This is a genomic window from Nocardia sp. NPDC058058 (assembly GCF_042885355.1).
GTDB lineage: Bacteria > Actinomycetota > Actinomycetes > Mycobacteriales > Mycobacteriaceae > Nocardia.
In genome coordinates this window covers 1,598,931-1,614,013 of sequence record NZ_JBHVSA010000004.1, presented here as the reverse complement: position 1 = coordinate 1,614,013, position 15,083 = coordinate 1,598,931, and the positions used below count along the sequence as shown (strand labels likewise).

The 15,083-nt window shown below is 65.9% G+C and carries 16 protein-coding genes; 8 read left to right on the top strand and 8 right to left on the bottom strand.

All coding sequences use genetic code 11. The features are described from left to right. Positions 1-442 precede the first annotated feature (442 nt). The 4 genes from ACFVUS_RS38425 to ACFVUS_RS38410 all read right to left on the bottom strand — a co-directional run bounded on the left by ACFVUS_RS38425 (position 443) and on the right by ACFVUS_RS38410 (position 4,148). Complete coding sequence (locus ACFVUS_RS38425; RefSeq protein ID WP_387778380.1) at positions 443-1,033, bottom strand: hypothetical protein; 591 nt, start codon at positions 1,031-1,033, stop codon at positions 443-445. A 44-nt stretch (positions 1,034-1,077) separates the two neighbouring features. After that, positions 1,078-1,920, bottom strand: a complete 843-nt coding sequence (locus tag ACFVUS_RS38420; RefSeq protein WP_387778618.1) for a ParA family protein — start codon at positions 1,918-1,920, stop codon at positions 1,078-1,080. 292 nt (positions 1,921-2,212) lie between these two features. Continuing rightward, positions 2,213-3,160: a hypothetical protein gene (locus ACFVUS_RS38415; protein WP_387778377.1), complete on the bottom strand. Its 948-nt coding sequence runs from the start codon at positions 3,158-3,160 to the stop codon at positions 2,213-2,215. A 115-nt stretch (positions 3,161-3,275) separates the two neighbouring features. Further along, positions 3,276-4,148, bottom strand: coding sequence for an alpha/beta fold hydrolase (locus tag ACFVUS_RS38410; protein WP_387778374.1), 873 nt, complete (start codon positions 4,146-4,148; stop codon positions 3,276-3,278). A 210-nt stretch (positions 4,149-4,358) separates the two neighbouring features. Here ACFVUS_RS38410 and ACFVUS_RS38405 point away from each other — a divergent pair, with 210 nt between their 5' ends. Beyond that, positions 4,359-4,982, top strand: coding sequence for a hypothetical protein (locus tag ACFVUS_RS38405; RefSeq protein ID WP_387778371.1), 624 nt, complete (start codon positions 4,359-4,361; stop codon positions 4,980-4,982). Positions 4,983-4,998: 16 nt separating this feature from the next. Here ACFVUS_RS38405 and tuf read toward each other — a convergent pair whose 3' ends face one another. The 3 genes from tuf to ACFVUS_RS38390 all read right to left on the bottom strand — a co-directional run bounded on the left by tuf (position 4,999) and on the right by ACFVUS_RS38390 (position 7,566). After that, entirely contained in the window at positions 4,999-6,195 is a 1,197-nt protein-coding gene (gene tuf, locus ACFVUS_RS38400) for an elongation factor Tu (protein WP_387778368.1), read from the bottom strand. Positions 6,196-6,358: 163 nt separating this feature from the next. After that, on the bottom strand, positions 6,359-6,916 hold the full coding sequence (locus tag ACFVUS_RS38395; RefSeq protein WP_387778365.1) for an RNA 2'-phosphotransferase: 558 nt from the start codon (positions 6,914-6,916) through the stop codon (positions 6,359-6,361). Between the two features lie 44 nt (positions 6,917-6,960). Then, positions 6,961-7,566: a GNAT family N-acetyltransferase gene (locus tag ACFVUS_RS38390; protein ID WP_387778362.1), complete on the bottom strand. Its 606-nt coding sequence runs from the start codon at positions 7,564-7,566 to the stop codon at positions 6,961-6,963. Positions 7,567-7,657: 91 nt separating this feature from the next. Between ACFVUS_RS38390 and ACFVUS_RS38385 the strand changes: the two genes are divergently transcribed. From ACFVUS_RS38385 to ACFVUS_RS38360, 6 genes are all read left to right on the top strand, one after another. Then, positions 7,658-8,437, top strand: a complete 780-nt coding sequence (locus tag ACFVUS_RS38385) for a TetR/AcrR family transcriptional regulator (RefSeq protein ID WP_387778615.1) — start codon at positions 7,658-7,660, stop codon at positions 8,435-8,437. A 189-nt stretch (positions 8,438-8,626) separates the two neighbouring features. Continuing rightward, positions 8,627-10,132: a leucyl aminopeptidase gene (locus ACFVUS_RS38380; protein WP_387778359.1), complete on the top strand. Its 1,506-nt coding sequence runs from the start codon at positions 8,627-8,629 to the stop codon at positions 10,130-10,132. A gap of 123 nt (positions 10,133-10,255) precedes the next feature. Then, positions 10,256-10,594: a WXG100 family type VII secretion target gene (locus tag ACFVUS_RS38375; RefSeq protein WP_387778356.1), complete on the top strand. Its 339-nt coding sequence runs from the start codon at positions 10,256-10,258 to the stop codon at positions 10,592-10,594. After that, on the top strand, positions 10,587-10,874 hold the full coding sequence (locus ACFVUS_RS38370; protein WP_387778353.1) for a WXG100 family type VII secretion target: 288 nt from the start codon (positions 10,587-10,589) through the stop codon (positions 10,872-10,874). The genes ACFVUS_RS38375 and ACFVUS_RS38370 overlap by 8 nt, the downstream gene beginning before the upstream one ends. Before the next feature lie 61 nt (positions 10,875-10,935). After that, positions 10,936-12,330 carry a toxin glutamine deamidase domain-containing protein gene (locus ACFVUS_RS38365; RefSeq protein ID WP_387778351.1) on the top strand — a complete coding sequence of 465 codons (1,395 nt, stop codon included), beginning with the start codon at positions 10,936-10,938 and terminating at the stop codon, positions 12,328-12,330. Then, a complete protein-coding gene (locus tag ACFVUS_RS38360; protein ID WP_387778349.1) occupies positions 12,330-12,584 on the top strand; it encodes a YrhB domain-containing protein in 255 nt (84 codons plus the stop codon). Before ACFVUS_RS38365 ends, ACFVUS_RS38360 begins: the two co-directional genes overlap by 1 nt. Before the next feature lie 34 nt (positions 12,585-12,618). Here the strand turns inward: ACFVUS_RS38360 and ACFVUS_RS38355 are convergent, their stop codons facing one another. Beyond that, entirely contained in the window at positions 12,619-12,945 is a 327-nt protein-coding gene (locus ACFVUS_RS38355) for an oxidoreductase (protein WP_387778347.1), read from the bottom strand. Between the two features lie 391 nt (positions 12,946-13,336). Between ACFVUS_RS38355 and sucB the strand changes: the two genes are divergently transcribed. Beyond that, positions 13,337-15,082, top strand: a complete 1,746-nt coding sequence (gene sucB / locus ACFVUS_RS38350) for a 2-oxoglutarate dehydrogenase, E2 component, dihydrolipoamide succinyltransferase (RefSeq protein WP_387778345.1) — start codon at positions 13,337-13,339, stop codon at positions 15,080-15,082. Position 15,083 lies beyond the last annotated feature (1 nt).

Genomic DNA, 15,083 nt, shown 5'->3' with positions numbered 1-15,083 from the left:
CCCATCCTTGCGGATGTAATTGGAAGAATTAACCAGAGTCCGAAAACCTTGGCAAAATCAAACGCCAGCAAAAGTATTTGCTGACTAAATGTCCGGCCCACTCACACGGGGGTGTGGAAGGCCGGAACCAATAAAATATTGGCACTGACATTCATCGACACACTATTGAGTTCTCAAAGAACACACGCACACAAGATCTCACCACTCGGTAGAGCAGGGATTTCATTGAGGCAACTTTTACAGCTTAGCCCACCCGCCGCAGCAGAACCAAATCCGCTGGTCGGACCGAACTAGTGTGATTGTCAGGCGCTCCTCGTACAACCTCGTTTCCCAGGCCCTTGGGGCTCCGGGTCGGTGTCCGTGTCGCTCTGACTCGAATAAAGTTACGTATCGCTACGAACAAAGTCAAATCGGCTTCTGACCTGCAGGTTTCCCGAAGTGTTCATGATGCGGGGGGTTGTTCGTTCGCTTCCTCCTCGCGGATCTCCTCGACTTCGGCGAGCAGATCGTTCGCGAGCGCCACGCAGTGATAGCGGGTGTAGGGGGATTGGCGGCGCATGAGGGTCTCGGTCAACTGCGCGGCGAGCTGATCGAAGTCGTGGTCCCGGAGAAGAGCGTCGAAATCGATGTCGTCTTCCAGGAGCGCGGCCAGGTCGAGGTTCCAGGACCAGACGCGGGCGGTGCGGTAGTCCGGGCAACGGGTCCACACACCCGCGGACTCCAGGGTCAGGCGCTCATCGGACCAGCCGTCGGGGGCATCGATATTGATGGTGATCTCCACGGCGATGCCACCCACCTGTTGAAGCTCGGTGACATAGAGGGTCTCCAGTCCCCCGCAGTTCAGGGTGAGCAGACGGCGGCGGCCTTTGGCCTTCTCGGTCGTCGGGAGCGCGGAGACATTCCAGAGCTCGGGCTGGGTGGCGGCCGGATTCGCGATCGACGCGTGGATGTACGAGGCGACCACGCCGCGGATCTCGGGATAGACCGGATGGCTGCTCAGCTCCACGAAGCGCGGATCCTGTTCTTGCGACACCGGATAGGAATACCAGCAGGGGCGACGCCGGCGGATACCTATGGTCAGCGACCCCAGGCGAGTTTGATTCTGGTGGTGGCCAGGAAGTCGGCGGTCAGTTCGCGCAGGGCAAGGAACTGGCCGCCCTGGCCGTACTTCTGACGCAGGGTGCCGAAGTCGGTGAACTCGGCGGCCGCGGCGATCTGGTTGGACTCGGGGATGCGGGTGGGGAAAAGGCGCGGGAGGGTTGGGTTCTCGCGCAGGGTCTCCAGGATGCGCTGATGGACCGTGGACGAGCGGCGGTATTTGGTGATCACCACCCCCAGTTCCGTGATCGGGGCGGACCACGCCGTGGAGAGATGACGCAGGTGCGATTGCAGCGGCGGAATGCTGTAGGTCGACATGACGTCGGGGATGGTGGGGATGAGATAGCCGTCGGCGATGCGCAGGCCGTTCTGGGTGATCGGGCCCAGGTTGGGCGGGCAGTCGATCAGGACGAAGTCGTAGCCGGAGAGCACGCCGGTCAGGGCCGCGGCCAGGACGGTGGTCGGGTCCACCGTGGTGAGGCGGGCCATATCGTCTTGCAGGGCGATCAGCTTCGGAGAGGACGCGAGCAGGTCCACCGAGGTGACGGCCTGCATGGGTGATACCTCGTGCTGGACCAGGTCGGCGGCGTCGCGCGGGCGGCGGCCGGCCAGTGCGTCGGTGAAGACGGCGGCGAGGGTGTGGTCGCCGGAATCCAGTTCGGCGGAGCGTTTTTCACCGACCATCATGGTGGTCAGGTTGCGTTGCGGGTCCAGGTCGATGAGCAGTACGCGCTTGCCGAACTCGGCGGACAGGATCTCGGCCAGGGCAGCGGTGGTGGTGGTTTTGCCAACCCCGCCTTTGAGATTGAAGGTGGCGACCACGTACGGGCGGGCCTGGCCGGGGACGGCCTTGGTCTCCCAAATACGTTGCGGGCGATCGAAGTGCAGTGAACGGTTCGGGGATTTGAGCCAGTCCCAGCCGAAACCCTCGGCCGCGAACGACTGCGGACGCGCAGCATCGTCCGGAACCACATCGCCACGCAACTCCACCAAACCAGCACCCTTCATCACAGCGACCGCCGGGGCGGTCGGGCATCACACTAGTTACTCGAGGTGCGCCGAGGGGGCGCGACACGAGAAGCGGTGTGCGGACGAACTCGCCCGGGGCGCTGGTTCATATGCCGATGAGCTCCGGGTGCAGACCCGGCAGCGGCGGTAGCGGTGTGCCGCGCCGTCGCAGGGTGATGATCAGCTCTTCGATGCGGCGGGCGGCGCGGAACCAATTGTCCAGGCGGTTACGGGATTCCGTGCCCGGCACCGCGGTCGGGTCACAGCAGTAGGGCAGGAAGGCCAGGTCGGAGGGGTCGGTGAGCGCGGTCGGCTGGGAATTCGTAGCGGCCGGACCGACCGAGGCGCGCCAGGCCTGTGTGGCCGCCTCGACGGTGTCGAAGGCGTCGGCGCGCAGCAGTTCGGCGGGTTCGGCGGCGTACTGGTCGGGCCACGCCGTGAAGTTCGAAATGCCCTGTTGGAGGCCTTCGTTGGGGTTGGTGACGGCCAGGTCAAAGAGGTAGACGTGCCGATCGGCGCCACCCGGATACTCGTAGCCCGCGATGAATCCGGTTCGGGTTCCGTCGGTGATGCTGAGCCGCTGGATATCGCCGGTTGCCTGCACCCGGCAGGTGAGCGGGAGCCAGGGCGGCTCGCAGTGGCCGGTGGTGGCGTCCAGCAGATCTTGAACCGGATCGATCAGGAAGCCGACGGGAGCTATCGCGAGCAGGCCGTGCAGCAACCACCAGGTGGATTGCTGGTCCGGATCGGTTTGTGCCGCAGGATCGCTCGCGCAGGCGACGACCGTCGTGACCAGTTCGGTGAACCACGAGTCGAAGTGCGGTGCGGCCGTGTGGGTGTTGCACACTCGGTGCAGTTGTTCGCCGAGTAGAGCGGCGGTCGCCTGCTCCAGCTCACGGGGGCGTTTGGCGAACAGCAGGGTGCGGCGCTGCCGGAGCACATTCCGAATCGACGGATCGAACCAGGACGGGTACGCCGCCGCGCGTTCGCGGCGGCGGGCGCGGGCCGCTATCTTCGCTCGGCGCTTGGACTTTCGAGTTCTCGAAGTGGGCATGCTTCGAGCTAAACAGGCAGGTGGGCGCGGGTCACGCGCGATGAAAGCTTCGCGCACCAACACGCCGAAATCAGTGGCGTGTTGGATGACGCGCGGGAGCCAATCGGACAAATCTCTACTCAGACAATGACTTCCGCAGGGCGGCGGCGAAGCCGTCCGGATCACCCTGCTGGCCGTACTCGCCACCGAGGAATCCGGCGTGATTGCTGGGATAGACCGTCGGCTCCACACCGATGAGCTCGGCCACACCGAGACCGCCGCGGTAGGCGAACTCGCCCTCGGATTCGATGCCGACCGCGATCACGATGCGAGTGGACGCCGCGCGCAGGGCATCGAAATCATGCTCGTAGTGGGTGCAGGAGATCAGGTTCTGGCCGAGCAGCGCGTCATTGCGGGTGCCGTCATCCTCGGTGGGAAGCCCGAACGTGGCGGGATCGACGGGCTGATCGCCGAAATCGGCCGGAATCTCGCCCTTCAGGCCGACGATGGCGATGAACTGCGCCATCGCGGGGCCGAAACCCTTCTCCTGGTACGTCTTCGAGATGGCCGTCGTGGCGGCGAGCGCCTGCTCGCGCTCCGGCAGCACCTGGGCGGCCGGGGGCTCATGCGCCACGAGTACGCGGACCTGCTCCGGATGCTTGGCCACCAGCGCAAGGGAATTCACCGCGCCGCCGCTGCTGCCGAACAGATCGACCGGTGCGCCGCCGAGGGCGTCGATCACCCGGTGCAGATCGTCGGCATGCTGATCGGGGGTGGATTCGCTGCTCGGATCGGTCTTGGTGCTGCGGCCGGTGCCACGCGGGTCGTAGGTGACGACGGTGCGATCGGGGAAACGGGCTGCGAGGCTGCCGAATCCGGAGGCGTCCATGGGCGACCCGACCACCATCAGCACGGGCTGATCCCCGGCGGAACCGGTCTCCGGCTGCCGCACGTCATAGGTGATCACGGCGCCGGGGGCTTCCACCGTGTAGGTCTTGGTCTCGGACATCGGATGCTCCTTCTAGGTCGGTTGCTTGGTAGACGGGGCAGGCGAGCAGAACTAATCGGTCGGCCGAGATGGACTCGCGACGCATGGTTGGTCCGCGGCCGCCGATCACCTGGCAAACTTCCGGCGAGTCCGTGGTGGCGAATCGGCGGCGTGGTGCTTTCATGGGGCGGTTTAGGTAAGCGGTACAGCACAATCCGAGGAGATCCGATTATGCGTGGAAGCCGTTCTACTCGTCGTATTGCCGCCACGGCCGTGGCGGCTGCGGCATTTGTCGGAATCGCGAGTGCGCCCGCCACGGGTGCGCCCGCGTTTGACTGGACCGTGGCCATTCAGGGGTTGCAGGCCACCGCGGTCGGGAATCCGGTTGCCGAGCAAGCTGTCAGCAGGCTGATCGCTTCGGGGCAGCGGGCCGGGGACGTGGCGTTGCCCGCGCAGCCGTTCCAGATTCCGGCGCAGTCCGATATCGGGCGCGGGGACGGGCCGGGGGTGTGCGGGTCCGGGATCGCGCTGGGCACCGACGGGTTCCGGTTCGGGTTCTTCGGCGGGCCGGGGACGATCTCGCCGGATCAGACCGGGGCCAAGCTCGAGGTGATGTGGTTCAACCTGTCCAACGGGCGCAGCGGCACCAATCTGCTCATCGAACATCAGGATGTGCCGGTGGACACCACGATTCGCTCCGCGGTCCTGGATCCCGGACCGGGCATGGTGGTGGCCGCGGTGTACGGCAGCGTGTGGCATCGCTGGTCGGTACCGGTCAGCGATGGCAATCCCGATGGGTTCGCGTATCAGAAGGCCACGATCTCGGTGCCCTCGTTCGGAGCCGTCTACAACTGAGGCGCGCGGGTGCGGGTTATTTGATGATCTTGGTGATTTGGCCCGCACCCACCGTCCGGCCGCCCTCGCGGATGGCGAATTTCAGGCCCAGTTCCATGGCGATGGGCTGGATGAGCACCACCGCCATGGCGACGTTGTCACCGGGCAGCACCATCTCGACATCCTTGGGCAACGTCACCACGCCCGTGACATCCGTTGTGCGGAAATAGAATTGGGGACGATAGTTGTCGAAGAACGGGGTGTGACGACCGCCCTCCTCCTTCGACAGAATGTAGGCCTGACCCTCGAATTCGGTATGGGGAGTGACCGATCCGGGCTTGATGACGCATTGCCCGCGCTCCACATCCTCGCGCTTGATACCGCGCAGCAGCAGGCCGACGTTCTCCCCCGCGCGGCCCTCGTCGAGCAGCTTGCGGAACATCTCGATGCCGGTGACCGTGGTTTTCGTTGTCCTGGGCCGGATTCCGACGATCTCCACATCGGAGTTCACCTTCAGCACCCCGCGTTCGATGCGGCCGGTGCACACCGTGCCGCGACCGGTGATGGTGAAGACGTCCTCGATCGGCATCAGGAACGGCTTGTCCACCTCGCGGACGGGGGTGTCGATCCAGCTGTCCACCGCGTCGAGCAGATCGGTGATGCCGCTCCCCCATTCACCGTCCGGATGCTCCAGCGCCTGATACGCCGAGATGCGCACCACCGGGGTGCTGTCACCATCGAAGTCGTATTCGCTGAGAAGTTCACCGACCTCCAACTCGACCAGTTCGAGAATCTCCTCATCCTCGACCATGTCGCACTTGTTCAGTGCCACAACCATTTTCGGCACGCCAACCTGGCGGGCGAGAATGACGTGCTCCTTGGTCTGGGGCATCGGGCCGTCGGTCGCGGCGACCACCAGGATCGCACCGTCCATCTGCGCGGCGCCGGTGATCATGTTCTTCACATAGTCGGCGTGGCCGGGGCAGTCCACATGCGCGTAGTGCCGGTTCTCGGTCTGATACTCCACGTGCGCAATGGAAATCGTGATCCCGCGCTGACGTTCCTCCGGAGCCTTGTCGATGGCGTCGAACGGGGTGAACGGATTCAGATCCGGATATCTGCTGTGCAGCACTTTGGTTATCGCGGCGGTGAGCGTCGTCTTGCCATGGTCGATATGGCCGATGGTGCCGACATTCACATGCGGCTTGGTGCGCTGGAACTTCGCCTTCGCCACGGAGACCTCCTGTGCGATCCGAGGCGGGCACTCCAGGTCGTGGACACCGCGCGGTATGCCCGACTGCGGTGTCATATCCAGGGTATTTGCCGCGACGAGGCGGCGGGTTCGGATCCGGGTCAATCGGACGTCGATGCCGATTGACGGCTCTCGACCTGTCCGATTACCGAGGTGTGGGCAGCAATTCGAGATACTGCGGCGGCACCGCGTCCACCAGCCACACGCCATTGCCAGTGACGAAGAATTCGTGACCGGCGGCCCGCATGGCGACGGTATCGACCCGCAGCACCGCCGGACGGCCATGTCTGCCACCGACATTCACCGCGGTGGCGATATCGGCGGACAGGTGCACGGCATGCCGCCGCATGGGCAGCAGACCCTCGGCCATGATCAGGCCGAGGGTGCGTTCGGCGGTGCCGTGATAGAGGATTTCCGGCGGATCGGCGGGCGTGTACCCGAGATCGACCTCGATCGAATGGCCCTGGCGGGCGCGAATCGAGGTGCCGGAAGCGTCGAATTCGAAGCGCTTCTTATTGTTCTGCTCGACCACCAGATCGAGCTGGGCGCGGGTGAAACCGCGACTGTGGGCGGCGGCCTGGCTCAGCAGGTCCTGAACCCGCACCCACCCTGCCTCGTCCGGTCGCAAGCCGATGGCATCCGGGTTATGCCGGAGCCAGCTCGACAGGCGCTTGGACAGGCGGACCATTTCTTTCTCGTTCATGTTCGGCCCACCGTCGCGCATCGGCGGGCCGGACGCAACCGAATTCAGCTCTGAAACCACATGGGACGCAAGGTCGGGCCGTTATCGGGCAGCTCGATCCGATCACCGATGCGAGCGAAACCGCAGCGCTCGTACAGGCGCTGCGAACGCTCCGTGCTCGCTTCCAGATAGGCCGGGGTGGTGGCCGATTTCACGCGGTCGGTGATGATGGCCGCGCCCGCGCCCTTACCCCGGAACTCCGGGAGGGTCACGATGACCTGGAGATACTGATGCGGGAACTCGCGGGGATGCCGGGCGGCCAGGGCCGTGGTGACCGCGGTGATGCGCTCGAACGGACGGCCCGGCACCTGCCCGGCCAGGGCGCGCAGTTCCGCGGCCTCGGTTTCGAAGCGGTCCGCGGAGGTGACCGTCTGCCAGATCGACACCGCCCAGATATCCGAACCCGAACCCGCGAGCCAGACCTGGTCCTCCTGCAGGGCATTGGTGATCATCTCCGGAGCGCGTTCATTGCGGAAGTACTCGACGGCCTCGGGGCTGTCCTCCAGCACCCAGGCGGTGACCGCCTCATCGAGGGCGGCGCGGGCGAAGACGCGTGCCACCTCGGTCGCCTCGGACAGTTCGGCGCGACGGACCTGCGGCTGGTTCTGCATGCTTTTCCTCCTCGGTGTGAACGGTGTTCCGATTTCCAAAGTAGGGGTCGATGCGTGGTGTTACGACCAATTCGTCACACTTGGTGGTGTGATGAAATGCGCGGTGTGCGGTGACGAGGTTCCGCAGCGGGAGCGCGGACGGCGGCGGCAGTACTGCTCGCGGTCCTGTCAGGCGCGCGCGTATCGGGGGCGCAAGTTCGCCGCACCGGCACCGCGCAAGGTTCGGCCGGAGCGGCTCACGAATGTCGGAATCGTGCGGGCCGCAATCGAATTGGCGGACCGGGACGGGATCGACGGACTGACCATGCGGCGGCTGGCGACCGAGCTCGGGGTGGCTACGACCGGGCTGTATCGGCACTTCGCCGATCGGGACGCGTTGCTCGCCGAAATGGCCGAATACGTGATCGGAGCGCGGCCCGCACCCGCCGCCGCACCGGGATGGCGGGCTCGGCTCACCGCCGAGGCGGTCGCGGAATGGCAGCTCTACCGGCTGCATCCGTGGATGCTGCCGGTACTCGCGCAGACTCGGCCGCCACTCGGGCTCGCACTGCTGGACACCCTGGAGCGGTCGTTCGCGGCGCTGGATCTGCCGGGGATGAATCGGGACATCATGCTGTCGATCTATCTGTCGCTGTCGGGGCTGGTGCAGGGATTGGCGCTGCTGCCCGGATCGGAGCGAACGCCCGTGGGGGTGAGTGCGGAGCATCCGATGCAACTCGTCACGCCCGAGACGCATCCGACGCTGGTGCGCTATCTCGCCGACGACGCGGACGGGCTCGATACGGACTTCGATCGGTTGCTCGCGGACGGCATCGAATTGCTGCTCGACGGTGTCGAGGCGCGGTATTTCCGAGGCACGGCAGCGGTATGACACGAGCGACTGGGAAGTTCGCGCACGCAATCTCGGCCGGCGGGCGTGTTCCGGCACACGATCCGCTCGAGCCGAAGCGTCCGATGCCGCGCGCATAAGCGCTCGACCGGGGCGTATCACGTTCACCGGGAGCGAATACGGGGCGCGCCGGGCGGGTGAGCGCGACAGTCGCGCAGTAGCCTGGGGCGCATGACAGCTGTTGCAGATCGTTCGCTCGGGCCGGAATTGGTGCGCACCGAGAGCATCGGCGCGGCCGATGCTCTGGTCATCGGACTGACGTCGTCGGAGGACGGGCCGGTCATCGCGCCCGCGGACGCGTTCGAGGATGTACTGGATGCCGATACGCGTGCGGCGCTGCTGAGTTCGCTGCGGGCGGTCGGGGCCAAGGGCAAATCCGAGGAGATCACCCGGGTGCCCGCGCCGAGTGGGCTGGACGTGGATTTCGTGCTCGCGGTCGGGCTGGGCGCGGCGGAGAAGATCGATGCCGAACAGGTGCGCAAGTCCGCGGGTGCGGCGGCGCGGGCCTTGACCGGGGTCGGGACCGCGGTCACCGTGCTGTCCGGCGTGGATTTGGGTGCGGCTGCCGAGGGGTTCTATCTCGGGGCGTACCAGTTCACCGCGTTCCGGTCGGCCAAGAGCGCGCCGAAGGCCGATGACCAGCCGGTGCGGCGGATCGAATTGCTGGTGCCCGACGCGGGATTCGGGGAAGAGGAGCTGTTCCGGTCGCAGGCGATCGCCGAAGCCGTTGCCACCGCACGGGATTTCGTGAATACGCCGCCGAACGAGTTGTTCCCGGCCGAATTCGCCAATCGCGCAGCGGAATTGGCTACCGCAGCGGGGTTGCAGGTGGAGATTCTCGATGAGAACGAGCTGGCGGCCAAGGGGTACGGCGGGATCATCGGGGTCGGCAAGGGGTCGTCGCGGCCGCCTCGGTTGATTCGAATCACCTATGCGGGTGGCGATCAGCGGGTCGCGTTGATCGGCAAGGGGATCACCTTCGATACCGGCGGCATTTCGATCAAGCCCGCGCAGAGCATGGAGAATATGACCTCCGATATGGGCGGGGCGGCGGCGGTCATCGCCACCACACTGCTCGCGGCTCGGCTGAGTCTGCCGATCACGGTTACCGCGACGGTGCCGATGGCGGAGAATATGCCGTCGGCCACGGCGCAGCGGCCCGGTGATGTGCTGGTGCAGTACGGCGGGACCACCGTCGAGGTGATCAATACCGATGCCGAGGGGCGGCTCATTCTCGCCGACGCGATTGTGCGTGCGGGAGAGGATGATCCGGATTACATCATCGATGTCGCGACCTTGACGGGGGCGCAGATGGTGGCGCTGGGCACCCGGACGCCGGGTGTCATGGGGACCGATGAGTTCCGGGATCGGGTGGCTCGGATCTCTCAGTCGGTGGGTGAAAACGGTTGGGCCATGCCGCTTCCCGCCGAGCTGCGCGGAGATATCAACTCCAAGATCGCGGATCTGGCGAATGTCGCTCCGCATCGGTGGGGTGGAATGCTTTCCGCCGCACTGTTTCTCAAGGAATTCGTACCCGAGGGTGTGCAGTGGGCGCATCTCGATGTCGCGGGGCCCGCGTACAACACCGGTGGGGTGTTCGGGTACACGGGTAAGGGCGGAACGGGTGTGCCGGTGCGCACGCTGATCGCCACGCTCGAGGCGATTGCTTCCGAGTAACTGAAGTTCGGCAGGGCTGCTATCCGCAGCCCTGCCGCGGAGTGAAAACTCCGACAATCTGGCTATTCACATGCGCGGCGGAATATTGCCCACTTGTCGCCCGCAACAGCTAATCTCGTGTGCGTGGGCATTGGGGTGGATGTCGATCCGGTCGAACTGCGTGCTGCGGCCGATGCGTTGGAGGGGTCCGCGCGGGAGCTGAGCGAGCGCGTCGACGCGCATATGCGTGCGGTGCGGGAGTTCATCGGCGGGGAATGGGTTGGGGCGGCGGCCGGGTCGCATGAAGGACCGTGGGCCGAATGGGAGCGTGGCGCTCGGCGGATCATCGATTCGTTCCAGGCGGATGCGGGGCTGCTACGACAAGCGGCCGGGGAGTTCGAGGCACACGATCGGGCGTGGGCATCGGCGGTCGACTCGGCAGGGGCGAGTCTGGATCTGCCCGCGGCGGTGAGCCGTGGGTGACTATCGAGTGGATCTCGATGGGCTGCAACGGCTCATAGACGCTACGACCGCGCTGGAAACATCGATCGAACAGCAGGTCCGGGCGATCGAAGAGCGTGTCGACGCGCTGCATGTGACCTGGGTCGGTGAGGCGGCCGCCGGGCATCGTGCGGCACATGACGCGCGGTTGGCCGGGGTCGCTGAAATGCGAACGGCCCTGGGCGAATTGCGCAGCAGGCTGAATAGCGCCCGGAACACTTATCGCGCGGTCGGTGAAACCAACCTCGGAATGTGGCCGTGAACGCGACGCGCGTCGAGCTCGGCGGCGAAGCGTCTCATGAGCAGCAGGTCGCGAGGTTGCCATGAGCGCGCCTACGGTCCCACTGATCCTCTGCCGAGTCACCGAATACCATTCCGCGGCAGAGGTGTTCGGCACGATCGCGCAAGACGCGGCCACCACTCACATGGCACTGCTCGGCGTTCTCAATGCGGGCGCGGGTATGGCCGGCAGTGACAGCATCGGCCAATCGTGGGCCGCAGCGTACGACGAAGCCGCAGGACTCGCCCTCGCCACCTCCGAACGCCTGATCACCGCATCGTCGACCACCGCCGACCTCATAACCACCGGCGCGTACAACCACGAAACAGGCGAAGCCGCCGCGAATTTCAACGACCTGACTCCCCCACCCGCTCCCCCGGCTTGGCCGATCCCCTGCGTAGTTCCCCAAGCCCTGCCGGCCGCAGGCGACGGCATCCCCGAACCCTTCGGCTGGTCCTTCATCAAAGACCTCGTAGGAGCGGCCTGGCCCAACGGCCACCAGGACAAACTCCGGGCCGCCCAAACCGCCTGGTTCACAACAGCCGCCGACCTCCGCACCCTCGCCCTCCGCATCCCCGACGCGATAGCCCTCCTGAACAACCAACAATCCCCTGAAATCCCCATCACCATCGCCACCTGCGCCACCCATCAATCCGACCTGCACACCCTCGCCGACATCTGCCAAACCCTCGCCGAAGCCTGCGGCTCCTACGCCCAGCACCTCGACGAAGCCCACCACCAAATCCTCGAAGAACTAAAAGAATTCGCCGTCGAAACCGCCTTCGCCGAAACCCTCTTCGCTGCGGCCGTCCCCGTAACCGCAGGTCTCTCCGAATTCGGCAACATCGCCGTGGCCGCCCGCCTCGCCTTCAAGGCTCGCCGCGTCGCGTCAATTATCAGCGAACTGGCAACTCGCGCAGCGGCAATCACCGCGAAGACGATGAGGCCCCTCGTCGGCCGGATACGCCCGCTACTCGCGAAAATAGCGAAGTGGGTCGATGAGGCGAAAGTTACGCTGCTGAGGTTTCCGCCCGCAGGCAGCAGCGCACCGGCAGACGAACTACTGGCACTGATTCGCACCGTGAACCCGGGCAGCGGCACGATGAATTGCGTGAACTGTGTGATCACGACCGATCGTGTGCTGGATGGACTCGAACTGTCCGCACCGGTACACGGTCCGGCGGCAATCTCGGTGCTGGAGGAACATTTCGGCGCGAAATTCGCGGCGACCACCGGTCGCGCCGAGATCGAGCAAATTCTGTCCGATGCAGGTGGCGGCGCGCGCGGCGTGGTGTTTGCATCGAGGGGCCCGGGCCAGGTAGGTCATGTCTTCAATGTCATCAACGAGCAGGGAACCGTGCGGTTCCTCGACGGGCAGAGCGGAGCCGAAGCCGTTTTCGACGGCTTTCAGTCCTTCTACGTATTGAGGTACAGGTGATGAACGTGACGCTGGAAGCCGCAAGGGCGCTGGCCGAGCGAAAGCTCGCGGAATTGGCAGCCGGCAATGCGCTGGGAGAGGTTCGAATCGTCGACAACGCGATCGTCGAAACCGATTCCGATTGGTATTTCCCCTACGACGCGGTCGCATTCCTCGATCGCGGCGAGATTTCCGCCGCCCTGGCTGGCAATGTCCCCGTTCGAGTCGAAAAGAGCAGTGGGGAAGTCAGTCTCGCGTCGCCGCCGAATTGGTAGCGCCTATCGCCTCGGGCGACTCGGAGACCGCGGATCAGTAGTCGCGCCGGGCGCGTTGTTGTTCTATGCGGCGGCGGGCGTCGTGGTCTCGCATGCGTTGGGGGTAGCCGGTTTTGCGGACGTCGTAGACGGGGATCTTCAGGGTGGTGGAGAGGCGGTGGGCGCCTCGTTCGCCTACTACTCGGCGGGTCCATTCGCCGTCGTGGGCTACCAGGACGGCGGTTACGTCGGTGACCGTGGTGCGGGGTTCTATGAAGGCTTCTACGCCGTGGTGTGACCGGGTCCAGGTGATGAGGTGGGTCAGGTCGGACGGGGTTGTGGTCTTCGAGGAGCTTCGGGATAGGAAATCCAGGAAACTCATGGCGTTGCCTCCTTCCCGGACGGGTGGGGCACCGCCGGTAATTCGATATTGCCAGCGGTGGGAATGGGTGGACAGGGGGTGGCGGGGGTTCGAAGGCGCTGCTCAGGGACTTCTTGGGTGGCGTTCAGGAGCGGGCGGCTATTACCCCTGCTGGAATGGCGTTCGGGGGCCTCACCATCGGGTTTGCGACGCCGCGAGGTTCGGGGAAGGGCCGCCCTGTGACACGTTGCACGCGGCGGAGTGCAAGGATGGCAGCTGGAACAAGAACCAACATGGATCTCCGGATGCCACAGAATGATCGGTGGCGGTTGGACCTACATCGCGACCCGCGATGAAAGCCCGCCGGAGACAAACTGTTTAACCCGACGAGCAGTCAGAGGAGTCAACGGACATGGCCTTCTCCGTCCAGATGCCAGCTCTTGGTGAGAGCGTCACCGAGGGCACTGTGACCAGGTGGCTGAAGCAGGAAGGGGACACGGTCGAGGTCGACGAGCCGTTGCTCGAGGTATCGACCGACAAGGTCGACACCGAGATCCCGTCTCCCACCGCCGGCGTACTGGTCAAGATCGTGGCGCAGGAAGACGATGTGGTCGAGGTCGGTGGCGAACTCGGCGTGATCGGTGACGCGGGCGAGGCTCCGGCCCCCGCCGCCGCCCCGGCTCCGGCCGAAGCACCTGCCCCGGCCCCCGCACCGGAACCCACCCCGCAGCCCGTGGCCGCCGCACCGGCGCCCGCTGCCGCAGCCCCCGCACCCGCCGCCGAAGCCGCTTCCGGCACGCCGGTGAAGATGCCCGAACTCGGCGAGTCCGTGACCGAGGGCACCGTCACCCGCTGGCTCAAGCAGGTCGGCGATTCGGTCGCGGTCGATGAGCCTTTGCTCGAGGTCTCCACCGATAAGGTCGACACCGAGATCCCTTCGCCCGTCGCCGGCACGCTGCTGGAGATCACCGCGCAGGAAGACGATGTCGTCAATGTCGGCGGTCAGCTCGGCGTAATCGGAAGTGGCGCACCGGCTGCCGCTCCCGCACCCGCCCCGGCGGCACCCGCTCCGGCGCCTGCCCCGGCCGCTCCGGCCCCGGCTCCCGCGGCCGCCGCACCGGCTCCCGCGCCCGCCCCGGCTCCGGCGGCTCCGGCCCCGAAGCCCGCCCCGGTTCCGGCCGCGGCGACCCCGGCGGACGAGCCCTCCACCAATGGCGGCGGCCCCTACGTGACCCCGCTGGTCCGTAAGCTCGCCACCGAGAACGGCGTCGACCTCGCCACCCTCACCGGTTCCGGTGTCGGCGGCCGCATCCGCAAGCAGGATGTGCTCGCCGCCGCCGAGGCCAAGAAGGCTCCGGCTCCCGCCGCTGCCGCACCGGCCGCGGCTGCTCCGGCCGCCGCGCCCGCCGCCGCTGCCCCGAAGCCGAACCTGTCGCACCTGCCCGGCACGGTCCAGAAGGCCAGCCGCATCCGCAAGATCACCGCGGCCAAGACCCGTGAGTCGCTGCAAACCACAGCGCAGCTCACCCAGGTGCACGAGGTCGACCTCACCAAGGTCGTCGCGCTGCGCACCAAGGCCAAGGAAGCGTTCAAGGCGCGCGAGGGCGTGAACATCACGTTCCTGCCGTTCTTCGCGAAGGCGGCGATCGAGGCGCTCGGGGTGCACCCGAACGTCAACGCCTCCTACAACGAGGAGACCAACGAGATCACCTACCACTCGGTGGTCAACCTGGGTATCGCCGTGGACACCGAACAGGGCCTGCTGTCCCCGGTCATCCACAACGCCAACGACCTGTCGCTGGCGGGCCTGGCTCGCGCCATCGCCGATATCGCCAACCGGGCGCGCAATGGCGGCCTCAAGCCGGACGAGCTCGCGGGCGGCACCTTCACCGTCACGAATATCGGTTCGCAGGGCGCGCTGTTCGACACCCCGATCCTGCTCCCGCCGCAGGCGGCGATGCTGGGCACGGGTGCGATCGTCAAGCGCCCCATGGTGATCAGCGATAGCGGTAGCGAATTCATCGGCATCCGCTCGATGGCCTACCTGCCGCTGACCTACGATCACCGGCTCATCGACGGCGCCGACGCGGGCCGCTTCCTCACCACCATCCGGCACCGGCTGGAAGAGGCGGCCTTCGAGGGCGACCTCGGCCTGTAAG

What these genes read in the sequence shown, in the direction of transcription:
- ACFVUS_RS38415 (WP_387778377.1), bottom strand. Translation starts at nt 3,160, where the DNA reads ATGCCCACTTCGAGAACTCGAAAGTCCAAGCGCCGAGCGAAGATAGCG.
- ACFVUS_RS38410 (WP_387778374.1), bottom strand. Translation starts at nt 4,148, where the DNA reads ATGTCCGAGACCAAGACCTACACGGTGGAAGCCCCCGGCGCCGTGATC.
- ACFVUS_RS38405 (WP_387778371.1), top strand. Translation starts at nt 4,359, where the DNA reads ATGCGTGGAAGCCGTTCTACTCGTCGTATTGCCGCCACGGCCGTGGCG.
- ACFVUS_RS38395 (WP_387778365.1), bottom strand. Translation starts at nt 6,916, where the DNA reads ATGAACGAGAAAGAAATGGTCCGCCTGTCCAAGCGCCTGTCGAGCTGG.
- ACFVUS_RS38390 (WP_387778362.1), bottom strand. Translation starts at nt 7,566, where the DNA reads ATGCAGAACCAGCCGCAGGTCCGTCGCGCCGAACTGTCCGAGGCGACC.
- ACFVUS_RS38385 (WP_387778615.1), top strand. Translation starts at nt 7,658, where the DNA reads ATGAAATGCGCGGTGTGCGGTGACGAGGTTCCGCAGCGGGAGCGCGGA.
- ACFVUS_RS38380 (WP_387778359.1), top strand. Translation starts at nt 8,627, where the DNA reads ATGACAGCTGTTGCAGATCGTTCGCTCGGGCCGGAATTGGTGCGCACC.
- ACFVUS_RS38365 (WP_387778351.1), top strand. Translation starts at nt 10,936, where the DNA reads ATGAGCGCGCCTACGGTCCCACTGATCCTCTGCCGAGTCACCGAATAC.
- ACFVUS_RS38360 (WP_387778349.1), top strand. Translation starts at nt 12,330, where the DNA reads ATGAACGTGACGCTGGAAGCCGCAAGGGCGCTGGCCGAGCGAAAGCTC.
- ACFVUS_RS38355 (WP_387778347.1), bottom strand. Translation starts at nt 12,945, where the DNA reads ATGAGTTTCCTGGATTTCCTATCCCGAAGCTCCTCGAAGACCACAACC.
- sucB (WP_387778345.1), top strand. Translation starts at nt 13,337, where the DNA reads ATGGCCTTCTCCGTCCAGATGCCAGCTCTTGGTGAGAGCGTCACCGAG.